The following is a 19,286-nucleotide window of genomic DNA, read 5'->3' as shown; positions in this document are numbered from 1 at the left end:
GACAGAGAGGGGGAACAGGGCTCAGGCCAGGTAAAACACTTCTTTCAGCTCCGCGCTGACCGGGCTGTTATCCGGGTTGGCGGGCATTACGTCGCGCATATATTTCCACCAGCGCTGGCAAACTTCGGTGCTGGCGACCGCATTCCAGCGCTCTTCAGACTCAATTTCCACGGTGGCGAACAGCAGATGGCGCGCTTTATCGAGATAAATCGCGTAATGGTGCGCGCCACCCTCTTTCAGCGCCGCTTCCAGCTCCGGCCAGATGGGATTATGGCGACGTTCATACTCTTCATGGGCCTCAGGATTGACCTGCATCACAAAGGCTTTACGGATCATAACGCCTCCAGATACAGCTCGCGGACTTCATCGCGGCTGGCGGTACGCGGGTTGCACGGGGCGCAGGGATCGGCCAGCGCTTTATCCAGCCAGCCTTCGATATCCGCTTTGGTCACGCCCAGTTTGCTAAAACCGGAAGGAATGCCCACGCGTACGCTGAGGCGGCGAATAGCGTTGATCGCCTCCATACTGGCGGCTTCATCGCTCATCCCTTTGGTATCAACGCCCATCGCCTGCGCAACGCGGGCAAAACGGGAAACGGCATTCGGGCGGTTAAAGTTTTCGATGATCGGCAGCAGAATAGCGTTGCACACGCCGTGCGGCAGGTTGTGGGTCGCCCCCGGTTGATGCGCCAGCGCATGCACCAGGCCAAGACCGGCGCTGTTAAAGGCCATCCCGGCAAGATACTGGCCGTAAGCCATCTGCTCACGCGCTTCGAGGTTATGCCCGTCGTCCACCGCTTTCGGCAGCCACAGGTTGATCAGGCGAATCGCTTCCAGCGCGTTGGCGTCGGTTAATGGATGCGCGCCGACAGAAACATAGGCTTCTACCGCGTGCGTTAGCGCATCCATCCCGGTGGCGGCGGTTACCGATGCGGGGATTTCCAGCATTACGCTGGCGTCGTCCACGGCGATGTCGGGGATAATATTGGGGTCGATAATCACCTCTTTGACTTGTCGCGCCGAGTCGATGATCACGGCGTTACTGGTCATTTCCGCTGCGGTACCGGCCGTGGTATTGATCGCGACCAGCGGCACGCCGGGGTTTTTCACTTTGCCAACGCCAGAATACGCAGTGGACGGCCCCGGGTTGGCGGTAAGGATTTTCACCGCTTTGGCGGTGTCGATCGGGCTGCCGCCGCCGAAAGCGATGATGTAATCACAGGCGGTGTGCTGGTATGCGGCATACCCTTTTTGCACCAGTTCTTCCGTCGGGTTCGGGAACACGTCATCAAACAGGTGGTACGCCATGTTGTGCGCTTTCAGCGCAGTAAACAGACTGTCCAGCAGGCCCAGTTTTACCAGTTGTCCATCGGTGACAATCAGCGCTTTACCCCACTGTTTGTTCGCCACCAGATTGACCATATCGCCGATTGCGCCTGCGCCATGCAGGCTGATTTTGGGTAGGGCTAACATAAAGCTCATCGTGACTCTCCTTAATTTGCTGTGATTTTTCCGGCGGCAATACTCCATGTCGCCGGGGGAATTCTTGTTGCCTTACCGGGCCTGCATTTATCTGCGGCGCGGTTTTGTCAGCCGCCATCCGGCAATTACATACGCCTGCGCTGCATCACGCGGCGGGTAATGATCGGCAGCGAAATCACCACAATCAGCATCGCGCCGACGATAATCGACATCACAATGCCCGGTACATTGAGCAGGCTCAGGCCAAAGGTCACCAGCCCCATCAGGAAGGCGGCGATGATGACGCCGACCATACTGCCGGAGCCGCCGAGGATATTGACGCCCCCCAGCACGGCCATCGTTACCACGGAAAGCTCCCAGCCGAGCGCCAGCGTCGGACGCGTGCTGCCAAGGCGTGATGTCAGCAGTACCGACGCCAGCCCCGCCATCAATCCGACTAGGGCAAAGAGGATTAGGTTGTGACGCTTCACATTGATGCCGGAATACCACGCGCCGGTCGGGTTGTTGCCTATCGCGTAGGTGCGGCGGCCAAAGTTGGTTTTGTGGAGCAGGAACGCAAACGCGGCGGCCAGCACCATAAACAGGGCAAACTCAAATGACAGAGCGCCCCAGACGTAGCCCTGGCCAAACCATGCGAAGCTCTCTGGCCAGCGGTTCAGCGCCTGATCGCCAAGCAGAATGTAAGTGATGCCGCGAAAGAGGCTCATGGTGCCGATGGTGATCACTATCGATGACAGATTGAAACGGGTGACGAGAATGCCGTTGAACAATCCGCACAGCAGCCCGACGCCAAGGCCCACCGCGACCAGCAGCGGCGTATCCATTCCTGCCTGCGCGCAAAACCCCATTACCGTGGAGCTAAGCGCCATGTTGGCGGCGACGGATAAATCGATCTCGCGGGCGATGATCAGCATTGCCATTGGCAGAACGATGATCGCTTTTTCGGTAAAGTTGAACGTCGCGTCAGAGAGGTTCCAGATATTGAGGAAGTAGGGTGACGCGATGGCATTCGCCACAAATACCGCCAGGGTCACGGCCAGCAAAAAACCTTCCCAGCACAGCAGGCGCTGGAGGAAAGGTGAGGTGGCTGGTGCGTTTTTCACGGCATCGGAGGTCAATATTTTGCTCATGATTTCACCGCCTGTTTTTGTCGTGCCAGCGCCGCATCACGCAGGATCAAGCGGCCTTTGCGCTTGTTGGCGCGTTCATTCAGCAGAACCGCAATGACAATCACCGTGCCGGAGATAGCCATCTGCCAGAAGGGAGAAATACCGATGACCGGCAGCGCGTTATTGATCACCCCGAGGAATAATGCGCCGAACAGACAGCCGAGCACGCGCCCGGTGCCGCCCATGGTGCTGATGCCGCCAATCACACAGGCTGCCACCACCTGCAGCTCAAAACCGTTAGCCACATCGACATACGCCACGGCAAAGCGCGAGATCCACAAATAGCCGCAAAAGCCCGCCAGCGCGCCGGAGAGGCAGAAACTGACAAACTGCATCTTGCCAGCGTTGATTCCGGTGTAATACGCTGCCGTCGCGTTGCCGCCTGCGGTGTAGAGCGCCCGCCCGGTACGGCTGTAACGCAGGAAATATCCCACCAGCAGTAGCGCGGCGACAGCGCACCAGCTCAGCACCGGTAAACCCAGCACCGACGCGCGCGGCAGGCCGAGAAAATCCGCACCCATCTGATTGGAATTCACCCAGCCGCCGCCGGAAAGTAAGAAGATAATGCCGCGGTAGATGCTCATGGTGCCGAGCGTTACCACAATGGCCGGAATTCCCAGTCTCCACACCAGCAGGCCGTTGATCATGCCCATCAGCAGACCAAGCAGCGTGGCCAGCAGCAACAACGACCAGATCGGAACGGCCGGGTGATGGAAGTTGATCAGTGCGACAATCATGCCGGTCAGCGCGAGGTTTGCCGCCATCGACAGATCGATGCCTTTGGTCAGCAGCACCATCATCTGCCCGAGCGCAAGAATGATCAGAATGGCGGTATCGTTGAACATCTCTACCAGATTGCCGGGGCTGATAAACGAAGGAACACGGCTGCCGATACTCAGTACCAGCAGTACAATCACGCCGCCGAGCAGCGCTTCGCGGTGTTTAAGCAGTTGTTGCCACATTATGCTGCCTCCTTCCCGGCGCCGCTGGCCGCGCTGACAATGGTTTCCGCCGTGGCGTCGCCTGCGTTGTACTGCGCCACCATCAGTCCTTCATGCATCACAATCACCCGATCGGCCATGCCCATCACTTCCGGCAACTCGGAAGAGACCATAATCACTGCCAGCCCGTGCGCCACCAGTTCCGACATAAACTGGTGCACCGCCGCTTTTGAGCCGATATCGATTCCTTTGGTCGGTTCGTCGAGGATGATCACCTCCGGATGCGTGGCGAGCCATTTACCGATCACCACTTTTTGCTGATTGCCGCCGGAGAGCGTTTCTACTGCCTGTCTCCAGCTAAAGGCTTTCACCTGCAAACGTCGCGCGTACTCATCGGCCAGCGCCCACTCTTTCGCCTCATTCAGTACGCCGTTGCGGTTCAGCTTGCTAAGCTGCGGCAGGCTGATGTTCTGCGCAATCGACAGCTCGATAATCGCCCCCTGCTTTTGCCGCTCTTCCGGCACGCAGACAATACCGGCCTGAATGGCATCCGCTGGCTGGCGGAACTGCACGGATTTGCCGTTGAGGATGATCTCGCCGGACGAGGGGCGTGAAACGCCGGAAAGCGCCTGCATCAGTTCGGTGCGCCCGGCGCCAACCAGGCCGTAAAAGCCGAGGATCTCGCCTTTTCGCAGGGAAAAGTTGATATGGGCAAACTCGGTGGGATGACACAGATCGCGCACTTCCAGCACCGTTTCGCCCAGTTCGCAGGCCACTTTCGGCCAGCTCTGATTGAGGGTGCGGCCAACCATCATCGCCACCATGCGCTCTTCGGTGATCGCCTTTATCGCGCCGGAATCAACATAAACGCCGTCGCGCAAAATGGTGTAGTGATCGGCCAGTTCAAAGATTTCATCGAACTTGTGCGAGATAAACAGGATCGCTTTACCTTCCTGTTTCAGGCGTTCGACGATTTGGTAAAACTCCAGGATCTCATGCTGCGAAAGCGCGGCCGTGGGCTCATCCAGAATCACTACCTGCGCGTCAAAAGAGAGTGCGCGGGCAATCGCCACCATATGGCGCTGGGCGATGCTCAGGGTTTTCAGCGTGGCGCGCGGATCGATTTGCACTTCCAGCCGGGCAAGAATATCCCGCGCCTGCTGGTGCATGGCGGGCCAGTCGAGTTTTTTCAGCAGTCCTTTATAAAGATACTGGCCGACAAAAATGTTCTCGGTCACCGACAGCTCATCAAACAGAACCGTCTCCTGATGGATAGCGGTGATCCCCACTTTATGGGCGGATTCCGGCGTCGGCAGCGCAATAGGGATCGCTTTATAGAGGATTTTACCTTCGTCCGGTTGATAAATGCCGGTCATCACTTTGACCAGCGTCGATTTCCCTGCGCCGTTTTCACCGATCAACGCGGTGACTTTGCCGGGCCAGAGATCAAGCTGCACATTCTCAAGAGCACGCACACCGGGGAAAACCTTGGTGATGCCCTTAAGCGACAGCAGAGGGGTGGATGCCGTCATGATCGTTCTCCAGTTTTTGCCCTCTCCCGCCGGGAAAGGGCAGGTAAGGGATCAGAAAATCTTCGAGAACTTATCAATGTTGCTGGCATCGTAGACAAACGGCTCAGCCATCGCGCCGCTGCCGTCAGCATCGAGCTTCACTTTGCCCAGTTTGCCCATGCTGGCCTCCTCTTTGGTCGCCGTGCCTTTCACTAAATCATCCGCCAGATATGTGGCGGCATAACCGAGATCGATCGGGTTCCAGATGGCGAAACTTTTGCTGGCGCCGGATTTAATCGCACCTGCCATTTCAGACGGCAGGCCCAGACCAGTGACATACACTTTGCCGATCTTGCCCTGGTCTTTTACCGCCTGCGCCGCGGCGACAATGCCGACTGACGACGGCGATACGATCACTTTCAGATCGGGGTATGACTTCAGCAAACCGACCGCTTCGCGGTAACTTTTATCCGATAAGTCATCGCCATAGGCGACGGTCACCAGATTGACGGACGGGTATTTCGGCAGCACTTTTTTCATCTCCGCAATCCAGATGTTCTGGTTAGTGGAGGTCGGTGTGGCGCTGAGGATGGCAACGTCGCCTTTATCCACATTCAGCGCTTTCAGCGCATCGGCGGCGAGTTTGACATTGGTTTCGCCGATCAGCGCATTATTGGAAGGATTCAGGTGGATCTGGCAGCCCGCTTTCGCCACGCCGGAATCCCATGAAACCACTTTGATGCCGCGCTGCATCGCTTTTTTCAGCACTGGCACCACGGCGTCCGGATCATTGGCTGAAATGGCGATCGCATCCACCCCCTGGGCGATCAAGCCATTCAGCACTTCGATCTGCGCTTCAGCCGTGGTGGTGGTCGGGCCGGTATAGATCACTTTGACATCGCCTAACTCTTTGGCCGCCTCCTGCGCGCCGGTGTTTGCTGCTTCAAAAAAGCCATTGCCTAAAGATTTCGCCACGAGGGCGATTTTTACTTCAGCGACAGCGGAACCGGACAACGCCATGAGGGCCACGGTGAGGATCAAGCTAGCTTTTGTTTTCATTGCTTTTACTCCACGAGTTAGATTCCCGTCGTCTTTCGCGTTGCAGCGCACCGCGAAATCTTCAGGGAAGAGTTGTTTTGCAGGTGACAGAGTTCGCCCCGTCTTTGTGCGGGGCGCGATGTTGTTATTTGTACAAATCCAGTGCCGATTGCAGCGGAGTAACGCCAAAGCGTTTGCCCAGCGCAATCAGTTCTTGCTGACTAATGGTTTGCTTCATTCCGCCCATGGAATAGATTTTCACCAGCACCTCCGCCGACTTCTCGGCGGTGTCAATCAGGCCAAAGGTTTCGTCGAGCGTCGGGCCGCTGCCGAAAACGCCGTGGAATGGCCACAGCACCAGCGAATGTTTCTGCATTTCTTCGGCGGTCGCCTGGCCGATTTCATCGGTGCCGGGCACCATCCACGGCAGAATACCGACGCCATCCGGGAACACCACCAGGCATTCGGTGCTGCCTTCCCACAGTTTGCGGGTCATCAGATCGGACGTGTTTTCCAGCACATAAGTGAGCGCTATCAGGTTGGTGGCGTGGCAGTGCATGATCACGCGATCTTTTCCGCCGGTGAGCTGGATGCGCTGGCAGTGAGACAGGAAGTGAGCGGGCAGTTCCGAGGTCGGTACCGCTTCAGACGTCAATCCCCACAGAATGTGGTAGCCCGCGCCATCGCTGTCCACTTTCACCACGCCTAAGTTCGCGGCCGGATCGAGCTGCACGTTGCGGAAGAATTTGCCGGAGCCGGTGACGATAAACGGCGTGTTCGCCAGCAGCGGCATCGGCTGGCTGAGCGCGATATAGCGCGGTTTCTGGTGAAAATCGGCTTCATACGGCGCGATATCCGCATCATCCAGGCGCAGCGTCAGGTTGCCGCCGTTACGTTCGTCCCAGCCCTTCAGCCAGGCATCGGAGGTGGCTTTGATCATTCCCTGGACGAACCAGGAATTAATAATGGTCTGCATAGTCTTTCTGTCCTGTTTAATGCCCGACATCTCTCGGGTCTCACGTAGGCCGGATAAGCTGCGATGGCCTCGCCATCCGGCATTTTTTCTTAATAACGTTGCTTGCCGGATGGCGCTGCGCTTATCCGGCCCGCACCCTGGCTTCCGGTTAACGACGTGTACTCAAAATCTCTTTTTCATATGCCCGCACGCTGTCCAGCCACTGGCTGCTGGCTGGCGTGTCATGGCGCTGGCAATACATCTCCCATACGGCCTGCCATGGTAGGGATTTCTGCTCTTCCAGCAGCGCCAGGCGGGCGGTGTAATCGCCGTCGGCTTCCAGTTTGCGCAGCGTTTCAACTGGCTCCAGCAGCGCGCGCAGCAGGGCTTTTTTCATGTTGCGGGTGCCGATGACCCACGCGGCGATGCGGTTGATCGAGGCGTCGAAGAAGTCGAGACCGATGTGCACGCGGTCAAACAACTGGTGGCGCACGATCTCGCTGGCGATGGCCTGGGTTTCGTCATCCAGCAGCACTACGTGATCGCTGTCCCAGCGCACCGGACGGCTGACGTGCAGCAGCAGGCGCGGCACATAAAGCATGGCGGCGGAGATTTTGTCGGAGATCACCTCTGTCGGGTGGAAGTGACCTGCATCGAGGCACAGCGCGGTCTGGCGGCTGGTGGCATAGCCCATGTAAAACTCGTTGGAGCCAACGGTGTAGCTCTCTGCGCCAATACCGAACAGCTTGCTTTCGACGGCGTCGATATGGTGCGCCGGGTTGAGTTTTTCGCTGAGCGCTTCGTCCAGCGCATTGAGCAGGCGCTGGCGCGGCGCCAGGCGGTCAACGGTGACATCTTTCATGCCGTCCGGGATCCAGATATTCATTACCGACGGTGTGCCGAGTTGTTCGCCGAACCAGGCCGACACGCGGCGGCTGGCTTTGACGTGGTCAATCCAGAACTGGCGGATCTCATCGTCAGCGTGGGAGAGGGTAAAACCGTCGGCGCTTAGCGGGTGCGAGAAGCAGGAAGGGTTAAAATCCAGCCCCAGTTTGTTCGCTTTCGCCCACTGTACCCAATTCGTGAAGTGTTCCGGTTTGATCTCATCGCGACCAACCGGGCCGTCGGCTTCGAGGTAAATGGCGTGCAGGTTAAGGCGTTTCGGGCCGGGGATCAGGCTCAGCGCCTGCTCCAGATCGGTGCGCAGTTCGCTGGCATTGCGCGCTTTGCCCGGATAGTTGCCGGTGGCCTGAATGCCGCCCGTCAGGCTGCCTTGCGGGTTTTCGAAACCGGCGACGTCATCGCCCTGCCAGCAGTGCATGGAAACCGGCAGGCGATCGAGCTGGCGCAGCGCCTCCTCGGCATCAATCCCCACAGCGGCGAAGCGCTGTTTGGCAATTTCCCAGGCGTGTTCAAGTTGAGTGGTCATGCGCAAAGCTCCTTTGTCTGTCGTTTTTGCTGAAAGCGCGCGACGTAACGGGCGATTTCATGGTCAGGATTAGGGGTAAAAGTGATCAGGTTGTGGTTGCTCGCCACCACCTGACGGAAATCATCGACGTTGCTCAGTTCATCCAGCGTCATAAGCTGAATGCCGATGTTGCCGAGCGTGGAGGCTTCCACCGGACCGGCCACCACCGGCAGCCCGCAGGCATCGGCGCAGAGCTGATTCAGTAGCTGGTTCTGGCAACCGCCTCCGACGATATGCAGGCGGCTGAAGGGCTTACCGCGCAGAAAGGCTAGCTCGGCAAGGATGTCGGCATACAGCAGGGCGAGACTGTCGAAGATGCAGCGCGCCAGTTCGGCAGCGTTTTGCGGCACAGGCTGGCCCGCTTCCCGGCAGGCGGCCTGAAGCTCGGCGCTCATGTTCTGCGGGTTAATAAAACGATCGTCGTTTGGGTTGATAACAAAGCGGCAGGGCGCAAGCTGTTCGGTGACGGCAATCAGCGCGGGCAGATCGCTTATCTGTTGTTCTCTCAGCACCCGTTGCAGCAGCCACAACCCCATAATGTTTTTCAGCACGCGGTAGCGCCCTTCCGCGCCGCCTTCATTGGTGATATTTGCCGCCAGCGCATCATCACTGGTGTAAGGGGTTTTGCTCTCAAAACCCATTAACGACCAGGTACCGGAGGACAAATAGGCTGCGTCTTTATCCGCCAGCGGCGAGGCGATCACCGCGCTGGCGGTATCGTGGCTGGCGACGGCGACCACCGGAATCGCGTTGCCCTGCGGGCAGATCCAGTGACCAATCACATTGCCGGGATGTGTGGCCGTGCCAAACCAACTGGCCGGAACGCCCGCCCACGCCAGCAGCGTATCGTCCCAGTTATCGGTGTTGATATTGACCAGTTGCGTGGTGGTGGCATTGGTGTATTCCCAGTTCAATTGGCCGGTCAGACGGTAGCTAAAGTAATCAGGGATCAGCAGCGCATGCGCGACCTGGTCAATCAGCTCCGGCTGTTGTTCCGTCAGCGCGCGTAACTGATACAGCGTGTTGAAGGGTAAAAACTGGATGCCGCTGCGGCGATAAATATCGGCTTTGCCGGGATTCTGCATCGCACGCTGCATCACGCCATCGGTGCGATCGTCGCGGTAAGCAATCGGCAGACCGACGCGCTGGCCGTCGCGGTTAATCAGAATGTAATCGACGCCCCAGGTATCGATGCCGATGCTGTCGGGCTGAATGCCTTCTTCGCAAACCTTCAGTAGGCCGAGGCGAATTTCGCTTTCCAGGCTGTCGATATCCCAGCAATCAAAGCCGTCCACTTTTTGCAGACAGTTACTAAAACGGTGGATTTCGCGAAGCGAAAGGATGCGCTGCTGGCTGTCATAACGCGCCAGCATGACGCGTCCGCTTGAGGCGCCTAAATCAACTGCGACACAGTGGCGAAAAGTCATGATTGGGTCCTTCTTAGAGTCATTGCAGACAGTCTAAAAAAGAGGGGTAAGGCGTACCTTCTTGCTACTGACAGCCGCCAATTGCCGCTGGCAAGAAAGCAAAGGTGAACGTGAGAAAGTTCACAGTTTCCAGTAATGACGGGGATTTAAGCCATTGTGACCGTTGCCACATTTCCCGATCTTTCCGGTCGTTTCTTGAAAAAACGGCAGGCTATGCGCGAAAAGCTGTCGAAAATTTAAGGTGAGGTTGATAACCCTTAATTACTATTTTGAGAAAGTTTCTCATTATTGGGGCAATCATGACCGTACTTCATAGCGTGGATTTTTTCCCGGCAGGTCAATCACCTGTTGCCATTGAACCCCGGCTTCCGCAGGCGGCTTTCCCTGAGCATCATCATGATTTTCATGAAATTGTGATCGTTGAACACGGCACCGGGATCCACGTTTTTAATGGTCAGCCTTTCACTATCAGCGGCGGCACCGTCTGTTTTGTCCGCGACCATGATCGGCACTTATATGAGCATACCGATAACCTGTGCCTGACCAATGTGCTGTACCGTTCGCCGGAGGCTTTCCAGTTTCTTGCCGGTTTGAACCAGTTACTGCCGCAGGAGCAGGATGGTCACTATCCATCGCACTGGCGGGTGAGCCAGCAGACGCTGGCGCAGGTACGGGAGATCATCGGGCAGATGGAAAAAATGGATCCCGAAATGGATACCCACGGTATTGCGAACCGCGAGATCCTGTTTATGCAACTGCTGGTGATGCTGCGTAAAGGGAGCCAGCAGGAGGGCGCTGTCAGCAGCGATGCCCGCCTCAATCAACTGATGTTGTGGCTGGAAGATCACTTCGCCGAGGATGTCTGTTGGGAAACGCTGGCCGACCAGTTCACGCTCTCTTTGCGCACGCTGCATCGCCAGTTGAAGCATTCAACGGGCCTGACGCCGCAGCGCTATCTCAACCGGTTAAGGCTGACCAAAGCGCGGCACATGTTGCGCCACAGCGACGAGAGCGTCACCGATATCGCTTTCCGTTGCGGATTTGGCGACAGCAATCACTTCTCAACCCTGTTTCGCCGGGAATTCAACTGGTCGCCCCGCGATATCCGCCAGGGGCGCGATACGCAGCTTCAGTAACGCGAAGGCTGTCACCGATTTGTCGCCGAAGATCCGCTAATAATTTCAGGTTGTTCAAGGCAGAGGTGAGTGTGTGGCAGGCCAACTGATTCTTCGCAAAGCGGATTTCTTTCCCCGTGCCGGACAAGCGGTAGCGGTGGCCGATCGCTATCCGCAAAATGTCTTTGCTGAACACACCCATGAATTTTGCGAACTGGTGATGGTGTGGCGCGGCAACGGCCTGCATGTGCTGAATGACCGTCCTTACCGCATTACGCGCGGCGACCTGTTTTATATCCGCGCCGAAGATTGCCACTCTTACGCTTCAGTTAACGATCTGGTGTTGCAAAATATCATCTACTGCCCGGATCGATTGACGCTTAACCTCGACTGGGCGGCGCATATTCCCGGACTTAACGGCACGACAAGAACGCCGCACTGGCGGCTTGGCAGCACCGGTATGGCGCAGGCACGGCAGGTGATTGCGCAACTGGAGCATGAGAGCGCCAAAGCCGATCCGCTGGCCAATATCATGGCAGAAACGCTGTTTGCCCAACTGGTGATGACGCTCAAACGCCACCGTTTTGCTGCCGATAACCTGGCGGCGACGCACAGTGAGACGCTGCTCGATAAGCTGATTACCGCGCTCTCCGGCAGCCTGAATCGCAGCTTTGCGCTGGAGCAGTTTTGCGAGCAGGAGCAGTGCAGCGAGCGCGCGCTGCGCCAGCAATTCCGCACCCAGACCGGGATGACCATCAACCACTATCTGCGCCAGTTGCGCATCTGCCATGCGCAGTATTTGCTTCAGCATTCCGAGCAGATGATCGGCGAAATCGCCATGCAGTGCGGGTTTGAGGACAGTAACTATTTTTCGGTGGTGTTTAGCCGCGAAGTGGGGATGACGCCAGGTCAGTGGCGTCATCGTAGCCGGGTTGCTGCCTGATTAGTTCGCCATGCCGAGGCCGACGATATTGGCGGCAACAATGATCACCACGCAACCAAGGCTCAGCACGCTCACCGGCTGGCGACCCGCGTTCTTCCACTCTTTCAGGATCAGCCCGACAATGCCGCCGCACAGCACGTAGAAGCTCATGTGTAGCATCCAACTGATGTAGTCGTACTGCGCCGGAATGCGGGCATGGCCCCAGGCGTAGAAGAAGAATTGCAGATACCACATCAAACCGCCCAGCGCCGAAAGCAGAATATTGCTGATGATCAGCGGTTTTGCCAGCGAGAAGTCGGCTTTTATCGACAAGTTTTTCAGTTTTGCCAGCCGAATGAAGCAGAAGCCGAGGTTAATCAGCGCGCCGCCGCCCATGATCACCACATAACTTGGCAAGGCGGTGTAGAGCGGATCGATGCCCAGCGCCGCAGCGGCTTCGTGCATCGGTTTGGCGGCGTTCATGGCAAAGGACATTCCGGCGGAGAATACGCCGCACATCACCGCCAGCGTCAGCCCCTTTTTCAGGTTGAACTCTTCGGCTTTAATGCCCATTTTGCGCTCTTTCAGCTGGCCTGCGCGGGTCACAATCCCGACGCCTATAAGTGCAACCAGCACGCCAAGCAGCGTCATTCGACCGCCATCGGTGTTGATCAGAACGTCAAAATTACCGTTGATAATTGGCGTCATAAGCGTACCGACAATCAGCGTAATGCCGATAGCGATGCCAATGCCCATCGACATGCCGAGGTAGCGCATGGTGAGGCCGTAGTTGATGTTACCGATGCCCCACATTGCGCCGAAGAGAAAGACCGGTAGCAGGGTGGAAGCGCTGAACGAGCTGTAATAGGCCCAAAAATCAGGCAGTAACAGCGCGCTGATGGTCCAGGGGAGAATCAACCAGGAGACGATGCCGCCGATTGACCACATGGTCTCCCAGGACCAATTTTTAACCTTCTTGAACGGGGCATAGAAACAGGCTGCACTGGCCGCACCTATCAAATGCCAAAGAATACCCATCGTAATCGCGTTACTCATTTTCTCATCCTCTTTGTTTTTATCGTCGGAATACGAGCAGCCGACCTGAGGAGTGTAAAAATCAGTCAGGAGATTAACCTTGAGGCGTTTGCCGCGATAGATGGCGAACTGGCAATGAGCGCGTGATGGAGGTGAGCAGCTTCACAATTTCAATAACATAACCAAAAGTTATAACCTTATTAAAACTACGGCATTGATAAACATTTTCAATATCATTTAATTAACTATAATGATCCGACTGCTTACGCGGCATTAACATATATGCCGCCAGACAATAATGGAGATGAAAATGAGCTATACACTGCCCGCTCTGCCGTACGCGTATGATGCCCTTGAGCCTCATTTCGACAAGCAGACGATGGAAATCCATCACACTAAACATCACCAGACTTACGTAAATAACGCGAATGCCGCGCTGGAAAGCCTGCCGGAGTTCGCCAGCCTGTCAGCTGAAGAACTGATCACCAAGCTGGATCAACTGCCGGCAGACAAAAAAACCGTTCTGCGTAACAACGCAGGCGGTCACGCTAACCACAGCCTGTTCTGGAAAGGCCTGAAAAAAGGCACCACCCTGCAGGGCGATCTGAAAGCGGCTATCGAGCGTGATTTCGGTTCCGTAGACAACTTCAAAGCTGAATTCGAAAAAGCAGCCGCCACGCGTTTTGGTTCCGGTTGGGCTTGGCTGGTGCTGAAAGGCGACAAACTGGCTGTGGTTTCTACTGCTAACCAGGATTCCCCGCTGATGGGTGAAGCGATCTCTGGCGCGTCCGGTTTCCCGATCCTGGGTCTGGACGTGTGGGAACACGCTTACTACCTGAAATTCCAGAACCGCCGCCCGGACTACATCAAAGAGTTCTGGAACGTGGTGAACTGGGACGAAGCAGCGGCTCGTTTCGCTGCGAAAAAATAAGTTTGCTTTCCCCCGCGCGTTAGCGTGAGCCAGAACCCCCGGCAGGCTTAGTCTGCGGGGGTTTTTTATATCCTTTCTTCAGATAAAAACTAACAGGAACGATGATCTAAAAATAATGAAATATTGTTTTGTTATGATTGTCTGATCACTTTTCTTCCGCGAAACCCGGTCTACCCTCTCTTCATCCGCGCTGCTGTTGTCCCGCAAACATAGCGGGTCGGCGCTCAAAAAATCGGACGTTTTTTGACAGGTGAAGATATGCAAATCAAGCGTGCAATCGAAAAAATCCCTGGCGGGATGATGCTGGTTCCTTTGTTCATCGGCGCTCTCTGCCATACTTTTGCGCCCGGCGCGGGAAAGTACTTTGGCTCGTTCACTAACGGCATGATTACTGGCACGGTGCCGATTCTGGCGGTGTGGTTTTTCTGTATGGGCGCTTCCATCAAACTGAGCGCCACCGGCACGGTGTTGCGTAAGTCCGGCACGCTGGTGGTGACCAAAATTGCGGTTGCCTGGGTGGTGGCGGCCGTGGCCTCACGGCTGATTCCTGAACACGGTGTGGAGGCGGGTTTTTTCGCCGGGTTATCGACGCTGGCGCTGGTAGCATCGATGGATATGACTAACGGCGGGCTGTATGCGTCAATCATGCAGCAGTACGGCACCAAAGAGGAAGCCGGTGCGTTCGTGTTGATGTCGCTGGAATCCGGCCCGCTGATGACGATGATTATCCTCGGCACGGCGGGAATTGCCTCGTTCGAGCCGCACGTGTTTGTTGGTGCGGTGCTGCCGTTCCTGGTCGGGTTCGCGCTGGGGAATCTGGACCCGGAATTACGGGAGTTTTTCAGCAAAGCGGTGCAAACCCTGATTCCGTTCTTTGCTTTCGCACTGGGTAACACGATTGATTTAAGCGTGATTGCGCAGACCGGCTTGTTGGGGATTTTGCTGGGGGTGGCGGTGATTGTGATTACCGGTATTCCGCTGATTATCGCCGATAAACTGATTGGCGGCGGTGATGGTACAGCAGGGCTGGCGGCCTCCAGTTCTGCGGGCGCGGCAGTGGCAACGCCGGTGCTGATCGCCGAAATGGTGCCGGACTTTAAACCGATGGCGCCAGCCGCAACTGCGCTGGTGGCGACCTCGGTGATTGTCACGTCAATTCTGGTGCCGATTTTAACGTCCGTCTGGTCGCGCAAGGTGAAAACGGCAGAGGCGGAAGTGGTGATGCGTAATGCGGTGAAATAACGGTTTGCCCGGTGGCGAAATGCTTACCGGGCATGTTCGTTTTGCAGGCCCGATAAGCGTAGCGCTATCCGGCAATTATTGAATTCCAAATACCCGATCGATAATTTGGCACTGCGCTTCATTCAGCGTGCCGCCAAAGTTACGTGATACGGGCGTGCAGTAGCCAAACTTGCGTGAAACCACTGTTTTGATGGTGGTAACGAAGTCGTCGCCAATCGCGTAGATCGCCATAAATTTGCCAATTTCCTGCTGGGTTGCATGCAACGTCGGCAAATCGCCCTGTCGCCACGCCTCCCGCGCCTGGACAAACAGTTCTGGCATCACATTATTCAACCCGGAAATAACGCCCGCGCCGCCTGCCAGCAGAGTGGGGATAAAGTACTCGTCGTAGCCGCACAGCACGGCAAAATCCTCACGCACTTGTGCGGTGGCCTGAATCATATTACGGGTATGCGACTGGCAATCGACAGTCTCTTTGATGCCAGCAAAATCCGGGAATTCGGCGGCCAGCGTGGCGACCAGCTCCGGCGTCAGATCGCAGCCGGTACGCGCCGGAAAGTTATAGGCGAACCATTTGCCGCTTATCGCTTTGCCCAGGGCGCGGAAGTAGCTCAACAATTGATTTTGCGTTTGTCCGTAATAGTAAGGCGGCAGCACCATGACCGCGTCATAGCCGGTACGCCAGGCTTCATCAGCCATCCACAGAATGTCGTTAAAGCAGGTTGAAGAGACGTTGGCCACCATGGTTATCGGCGACATGCCACGCGCTTCACGAATCAACAGTAGCCGCTCTTCCAGCGAGAAGGAGGCAAACTCGCCGATACTGCCCATCAGCAAGACCACATCGATTTTCGCCGCTGCCAGCCGGGCGATATGCTGGCTCAGCGCGCTAAGGTCAGGTTTCCCTTCGTTGTTCATTGGCGTGATGGAAGGGCACCAGACACCGGAGAAAGATGTTTCGCGGATCACGTTGTAACCTCCTTGATTAATGAAATTGCGTTTCAAATACTGTGTTAAGTGATAGCACGCCCGACCGGTGCGGATCGGCATGAATGTCGCATTTTTGCAGGTTAGGTCAGCAAACAAATGTGATGTAATAGCGTGATGACGACGAGCGGCCGGAGGGAACATGCAATATCAGGTAGACGTTTTTACTGGAAAAATAAGGGATTATGACGGCAGTCGGCCAAGCGCGATTGCTAAATTGCAGGTGGAAGGCGAGCTAATCCTCACGGAATTGGGCATCGCGGGTGACGAGCAGGCGGAAAAAAGTTACCACGGCGGCACCGATCGCGCGTTGTGCCACTATCCTCGTGAACACTATGCTCACTGGGCGCAGATGTTCCCGGAGCAGGCCGCGCTGTTTTGCGCGCCAGCGTTTGGCGAGAATCTCTCAACGGAAGGGCTGACCGAGCAGAACGTGTTTATCGGCGATATTTTTCGCTGGGGCGATACGCTGATTCAGGTGACGCAACCGCGCTCGCCCTGCTTCAAACTTAACTTCCATTTCGGCATTGGCGACATCTCCGCGCAGATGCAGGCCAGCGGCCGCGTCGGCTGGCTTTATCGCGTGGTTGCTGCGGGGAAAGTATCGGCAGAAGCGCCGCTTGAACTGCTCTCCCGGGTCAGCGATGTCAGCGTGTATGACGCGGCGGCGATTGCGTGGTTTCAGCCGTTTGATGATGAACAATATCACCGTCTGCTTTCGGCAGCGGGGCTGTCGGCAAGCTGGACGCGCACTATGCAGAATCGACGCACTCACGGCAAGATTGAGGATCAATCACGCCGACTGTGGGGAAAATAAAAAAACGCCCTCTGCGATGAGAGGGCGTTTATCAGGCGCGTTTGTACAGCGGTAGCCAGAGCGTTAAGCGTAACCCGCCAAGCGGGCTGTCGTCCGCTTTCACCCAGCCGCGATGCTGCTGAATAGCCGTTTCGACAATCGCCAGCCCGAGGCCCGTGCCGCCGGATTCACGATCGCGCGCTTCGTCGGTGCGGTAGAACGGGCGGAAAATCTGTTCCCGATCTTCCGGACTGACGCCAGGGCCGTCATCGTCCACGTTAATGGTGATGCCGTCTTTATCCACCGCAAAGCTTACTTCGATTTTACTGTGCGAATAGCGCAGCGCGTTACGCACGATATTCTCCACCGCGCTTTCCAGCGCGCTGGGGTTACCGTACAGCGGCCACGGACCTGGCGGGAAATTCACCGTGAACGATTTGCCCATCTGCTCAGCTTCGAAGGCGGCGTTATCCAGCACTTCATTCCACATCTGATTGGCTTTCACGGTTTCACTGACCAGCGCATTTTTCTGCTGATTGCGCGACATCACCAGCAGATCGTTGATCATGCTGTCCAGCCGCTGAGCTTCCGTTTCGATACGTTCCAGTTCTTTACTTTCACCGCTGCGACGACGCAGCAGCGCAGTACCAAGCTGTAAACGCGTCAGCGGCGTACGCAACTCATGGGAGATGTCGGACAGCAGGCGCTGCTGGGCGGTCATCATGCGTTCCAGCGCGGTCACCATCTGGTTAAAACTGGCCCCGGCGGCAAGGAATTCCTGCGGCCCGGCTTCCAGCTCCGGGTGCTGTCGCAGGTTGCCCTGTGCAACCTCATCCGCCGCATTTTTCAATTTACGCGCGGGTTTCGCCAGGCTCCACGCCAGCCACAGCAGCAGCGGCGAACTGATAAGCATGGTGACGATCAGCAGCAGTAACGGGCGGTCAAACAGCAAATTGATAAAGTCAGATTGTGAGTTGCTGGCAGGACGGATGAGATAGAGCTGATAGTTATCTTCTCCGTCGCGAACGGAGAACGGCCCTACCATCTCAACCCGGCCATACTTTTTCTTCTGCGGATGGTCTGAGTTATCCGCCTGGCCTATAAAGTTGCGGATAATCTGCATTTCGTTGCGTTCGGCGCCAATGACGCGCCCTTCGCTGGTGACCAGCAGCAGGCGTTGACCCGGCGGCGCCCATTTGTCGATAGCGCGAAACAGCCTGCGCCACCACATCAGGTCGTTCGGCGGGTCATTTGCCAGCTCCGCTTCAACATGCTGTTCAATCATCACGCCCTGGCGCTGTTCGCTGTCCAGAAGCTCCGTCATTTGACGGGAATCCAGCTTCGGCACCATCAGCACCAGCATCAGCACCAGCGCCAGCGTTAACCAGAAAATGGCAAAGATGCGGGCGGTCAAACTTCCTATCATGAAGCGGATACCATCAGATAACCGCGACCACGCAGGGTTTTAAACCACGGATGCCCATCTTTGCGATCCGGCAATTTGCGGCGCAGGTTGGAGATGTGCATGTCGATGGCGCGATCGAATGGCGTCAGGCGTTTACCCAGCACTTCCTGGCTCAGATGTTCACGTGAAACCACCTGGCCTAAATGCTGAGCCAGCAGATAGAGCAGGGTGAATTCAGTGCCTGTAAGTTCCAGTGATTGCCCATCAAAACTGGCTTCCTGGCGGCCCGGATTGAGGCTCAGGGCATCCACTTCCAGCGTGGGTGAACCGTTGTCGCTGCTTTGTTGTTGCTCGCTCCAGTGGGAACGGCGCAGGATCGCACGAATACGTGCGACCAGTTCACGATCGTTAAAGGGTTTCGGCAGATAGTCATCCGCGCCCAGCTCAAGGCCAAGGACGCGATCGAGCTCGCTGCCGCGCGCAGTTAACATAATTACCGGTGTCTGGTGTGTCTGGCGTAGCTCTTTAAGTGTGTCAATGCCGTTTTTCTTCGGCATCATGACATCAAGTAAAAGCAAGTCGATGCTGTCGTCGAGGAGGTCGAGCGCCTGCTCTCCGTCATGGGCAACGAGCACGTTAAAACCTTCCATGTCGAGTAGCTCCTTTAACAAGGAAGTAAGCTCTCGGTCATCATCTACTAAAAGGATTTTATTCATTGTTTAACTACCTCCGAGGCAGAAATTACGTCATCAAGAGTCGCTAATCCATGACTTTACGTTGTTTTACACCCCCTGACGCATGTTTGCAGCCTGAATCGTAGACTGATTATCGTTGAATCGAGAGATGAAAAGGTTACTGGAGCA

The 19,286-nt window shown here is 56.3% G+C and carries 18 protein-coding genes; 5 read left to right on the top strand and 13 right to left on the bottom strand.

What is annotated here, in order from left to right; genetic code table 11:
• Window positions 1–21 precede the first annotated feature (21 nt).
• From rhaM to rhaB, 9 genes are all read right to left on the bottom strand, one after another.
• Window positions 22–336, bottom strand: a complete 315-nt coding sequence (gene rhaM / locus Y71_RS27560; protein WP_007369310.1) for an L-rhamnose mutarotase — start codon at window positions 334–336, stop codon at window positions 22–24.
• A complete protein-coding gene (gene fucO / locus Y71_RS27555) occupies window positions 333–1,481 on the bottom strand; it encodes a lactaldehyde reductase (RefSeq protein WP_007369309.1) in 1,149 nt (382 codons plus the stop codon). Before fucO ends, rhaM begins: the two co-directional genes overlap by 4 nt.
• A gap of 125 nt (window positions 1,482–1,606) precedes the next feature.
• Window positions 1,607–2,611: an ABC transporter permease gene (locus Y71_RS27550; protein WP_007369307.1), complete on the bottom strand. Its 1,005-nt coding sequence runs from the start codon at window positions 2,609–2,611 to the stop codon at window positions 1,607–1,609.
• A complete protein-coding gene (locus Y71_RS27545; RefSeq protein ID WP_007369306.1) occupies window positions 2,608–3,612 on the bottom strand; it encodes an ABC transporter permease in 1,005 nt (334 codons plus the stop codon). Before Y71_RS27545 ends, Y71_RS27550 begins: the two co-directional genes overlap by 4 nt.
• Window positions 3,612–5,123 (bottom strand): sugar ABC transporter ATP-binding protein, encoded by a 1,512-nt coding sequence (locus tag Y71_RS27540; protein WP_007369305.1) that lies wholly within the window; start codon window positions 5,121–5,123, stop codon window positions 3,612–3,614. Before Y71_RS27540 ends, Y71_RS27545 begins: the two co-directional genes overlap by 1 nt.
• A gap of 51 nt (window positions 5,124–5,174) precedes the next feature.
• Window positions 5,175–6,161 carry a rhamnose ABC transporter substrate-binding protein gene (gene rhaS, locus Y71_RS27535; protein ID WP_035941958.1) on the bottom strand — a complete coding sequence of 329 codons (987 nt, stop codon included), beginning with the start codon at window positions 6,159–6,161 and terminating at the stop codon, window positions 5,175–5,177.
• 124 nt (window positions 6,162–6,285) lie between these two features.
• Complete coding sequence (rhaD, locus tag Y71_RS27530; protein ID WP_007369303.1) at window positions 6,286–7,116, bottom strand: rhamnulose-1-phosphate aldolase; 831 nt, start codon at window positions 7,114–7,116, stop codon at window positions 6,286–6,288.
• 148 nt (window positions 7,117–7,264) lie between these two features.
• Window positions 7,265–8,524 carry an L-rhamnose isomerase gene (gene rhaA / locus Y71_RS27525; RefSeq protein WP_007369302.1) on the bottom strand — a complete coding sequence of 420 codons (1,260 nt, stop codon included), beginning with the start codon at window positions 8,522–8,524 and terminating at the stop codon, window positions 7,265–7,267.
• Window positions 8,521–9,990 (bottom strand): rhamnulokinase, encoded by a 1,470-nt coding sequence (gene rhaB / locus Y71_RS27520; protein ID WP_007369301.1) that lies wholly within the window; start codon window positions 9,988–9,990, stop codon window positions 8,521–8,523. The genes rhaA and rhaB overlap by 4 nt, the downstream gene beginning before the upstream one ends.
• Window positions 9,991–10,289: 299 nt before the next feature.
• On the opposite strand from rhaB, the gene rhaS (Y71_RS27515) reads away from it, so the two are divergent.
• Together rhaS (Y71_RS27515) and rhaR are read left to right on the top strand one after the other, a co-directional pair.
• The gene (gene rhaS / locus Y71_RS27515) at window positions 10,290–11,126 is read left to right on the top strand and encodes an HTH-type transcriptional activator RhaS (protein WP_007369300.1); all 837 of its coding nucleotides are present in this window, start codon (window positions 10,290–10,292) and stop codon (window positions 11,124–11,126) included.
• 73 nt (window positions 11,127–11,199) lie between these two features.
• Entirely contained in the window at window positions 11,200–12,048 is an 849-nt protein-coding gene (gene rhaR, locus Y71_RS27510) for an HTH-type transcriptional activator RhaR (protein ID WP_007369299.1), read from the top strand.
• On the opposite strand, the gene rhaT is transcribed toward rhaR, so the two are convergent.
• Complete coding sequence (gene rhaT / locus Y71_RS27505) at window positions 12,049–13,083, bottom strand: L-rhamnose/proton symporter RhaT (RefSeq protein ID WP_007369298.1); 1,035 nt, start codon at window positions 13,081–13,083, stop codon at window positions 12,049–12,051.
• A gap of 289 nt (window positions 13,084–13,372) precedes the next feature.
• Between rhaT and sodA the strand changes: the two genes are divergently transcribed.
• Both sodA and kdgT read left to right on the top strand, forming a co-directional pair.
• Window positions 13,373–13,993 (top strand): superoxide dismutase [Mn], encoded by a 621-nt coding sequence (sodA, locus tag Y71_RS27495; protein ID WP_007369297.1) that lies wholly within the window; start codon window positions 13,373–13,375, stop codon window positions 13,991–13,993.
• A 258-nt stretch (window positions 13,994–14,251) separates the two neighbouring features.
• Window positions 14,252–15,235, top strand: coding sequence for a 2-keto-3-deoxygluconate transporter (gene kdgT, locus Y71_RS27490; protein ID WP_007369296.1), 984 nt, complete (start codon window positions 14,252–14,254; stop codon window positions 15,233–15,235).
• Between the two features lie 75 nt (window positions 15,236–15,310).
• Here kdgT and Y71_RS27485 read toward each other — a convergent pair whose 3' ends face one another.
• Entirely contained in the window at window positions 15,311–16,153 is an 843-nt protein-coding gene (locus tag Y71_RS27485; RefSeq protein ID WP_007369295.1) for a dihydrodipicolinate synthase family protein, read from the bottom strand.
• A gap of 211 nt (window positions 16,154–16,364) precedes the next feature.
• Between Y71_RS27485 and yiiM the strand changes: the two genes are divergently transcribed.
• Complete coding sequence (gene yiiM, locus Y71_RS27480; protein ID WP_007369294.1) at window positions 16,365–17,039, top strand: 6-hydroxyaminopurine reductase; 675 nt, start codon at window positions 16,365–16,367, stop codon at window positions 17,037–17,039.
• A 31-nt stretch (window positions 17,040–17,070) separates the two neighbouring features.
• On the opposite strand, the gene cpxA is transcribed toward yiiM, so the two are convergent.
• Window positions 17,071–18,444 (bottom strand): envelope stress sensor histidine kinase CpxA, encoded by a 1,374-nt coding sequence (gene cpxA, locus Y71_RS27475; protein WP_007369293.1) that lies wholly within the window; start codon window positions 18,442–18,444, stop codon window positions 17,071–17,073.
• Window positions 18,441–19,139 (bottom strand): envelope stress response regulator transcription factor CpxR, encoded by a 699-nt coding sequence (gene cpxR / locus Y71_RS27470; RefSeq protein WP_035889119.1) that lies wholly within the window; start codon window positions 19,137–19,139, stop codon window positions 18,441–18,443. Before cpxR ends, cpxA begins: the two co-directional genes overlap by 4 nt.
• Window positions 19,140–19,286: the final 147 nt, after the last annotated feature.

The organism is Kosakonia radicincitans DSM 16656 (genome assembly GCF_000280495.2).
Classification (GTDB): Bacteria; Pseudomonadota; Gammaproteobacteria; order Enterobacterales; family Enterobacteriaceae; genus Kosakonia; species Kosakonia radicincitans.
The sequence above is the reverse complement of the archived record's forward strand: the minus strand, read 5'-3'. Positions and strand labels throughout refer to the sequence as shown.

Excerpts from the sequence above, each read along its gene's own strand:
- Y71_RS27485 (WP_007369295.1), bottom strand. The coding sequence starts at position 16,153 with ATGAACAACGAAGGGAAACCTGACCTTAGCGCGCTGAGCCAGCATATC.
- rhaS (WP_035941958.1), bottom strand. The coding sequence starts at position 6,161 with ATGAAAACAAAAGCTAGCTTGATCCTCACCGTGGCCCTCATGGCGTTG.
- rhaD (WP_007369303.1), bottom strand. The coding sequence starts at position 7,116 with ATGCAGACCATTATTAATTCCTGGTTCGTCCAGGGAATGATCAAAGCC.
- rhaM (WP_007369310.1), bottom strand. The coding sequence starts at position 336 with ATGATCCGTAAAGCCTTTGTGATGCAGGTCAATCCTGAGGCCCATGAA.
- fucO (WP_007369309.1), bottom strand. The coding sequence starts at position 1,481 with ATGAGCTTTATGTTAGCCCTACCCAAAATCAGCCTGCATGGCGCAGGC.
- rhaB (WP_007369301.1), bottom strand. The coding sequence starts at position 9,990 with ATGACTTTTCGCCACTGTGTCGCAGTTGATTTAGGCGCCTCAAGCGGA.
- rhaS (WP_007369300.1), top strand. The coding sequence starts at position 10,290 with ATGACCGTACTTCATAGCGTGGATTTTTTCCCGGCAGGTCAATCACCT.
- Y71_RS27540 (WP_007369305.1), bottom strand. The coding sequence starts at position 5,123 with ATGACGGCATCCACCCCTCTGCTGTCGCTTAAGGGCATCACCAAGGTT.
- rhaT (WP_007369298.1), bottom strand. The coding sequence starts at position 13,083 with ATGAGTAACGCGATTACGATGGGTATTCTTTGGCATTTGATAGGTGCG.
- cpxA (WP_007369293.1), bottom strand. The coding sequence starts at position 18,444 with ATGATAGGAAGTTTGACCGCCCGCATCTTTGCCATTTTCTGGTTAACG.
- rhaA (WP_007369302.1), bottom strand. The coding sequence starts at position 8,524 with ATGACCACTCAACTTGAACACGCCTGGGAAATTGCCAAACAGCGCTTC.
- cpxR (WP_035889119.1), bottom strand. The coding sequence starts at position 19,139 with ATGAATAAAATCCTTTTAGTAGATGATGACCGAGAGCTTACTTCCTTG.
- Y71_RS27550 (WP_007369307.1), bottom strand. The coding sequence starts at position 2,611 with ATGAGCAAAATATTGACCTCCGATGCCGTGAAAAACGCACCAGCCACC.
- kdgT (WP_007369296.1), top strand. The coding sequence starts at position 14,252 with ATGCAAATCAAGCGTGCAATCGAAAAAATCCCTGGCGGGATGATGCTG.
- sodA (WP_007369297.1), top strand. The coding sequence starts at position 13,373 with ATGAGCTATACACTGCCCGCTCTGCCGTACGCGTATGATGCCCTTGAG.
- yiiM (WP_007369294.1), top strand. The coding sequence starts at position 16,365 with ATGCAATATCAGGTAGACGTTTTTACTGGAAAAATAAGGGATTATGAC.
- Y71_RS27545 (WP_007369306.1), bottom strand. The coding sequence starts at position 3,612 with ATGTGGCAACAACTGCTTAAACACCGCGAAGCGCTGCTCGGCGGCGTG.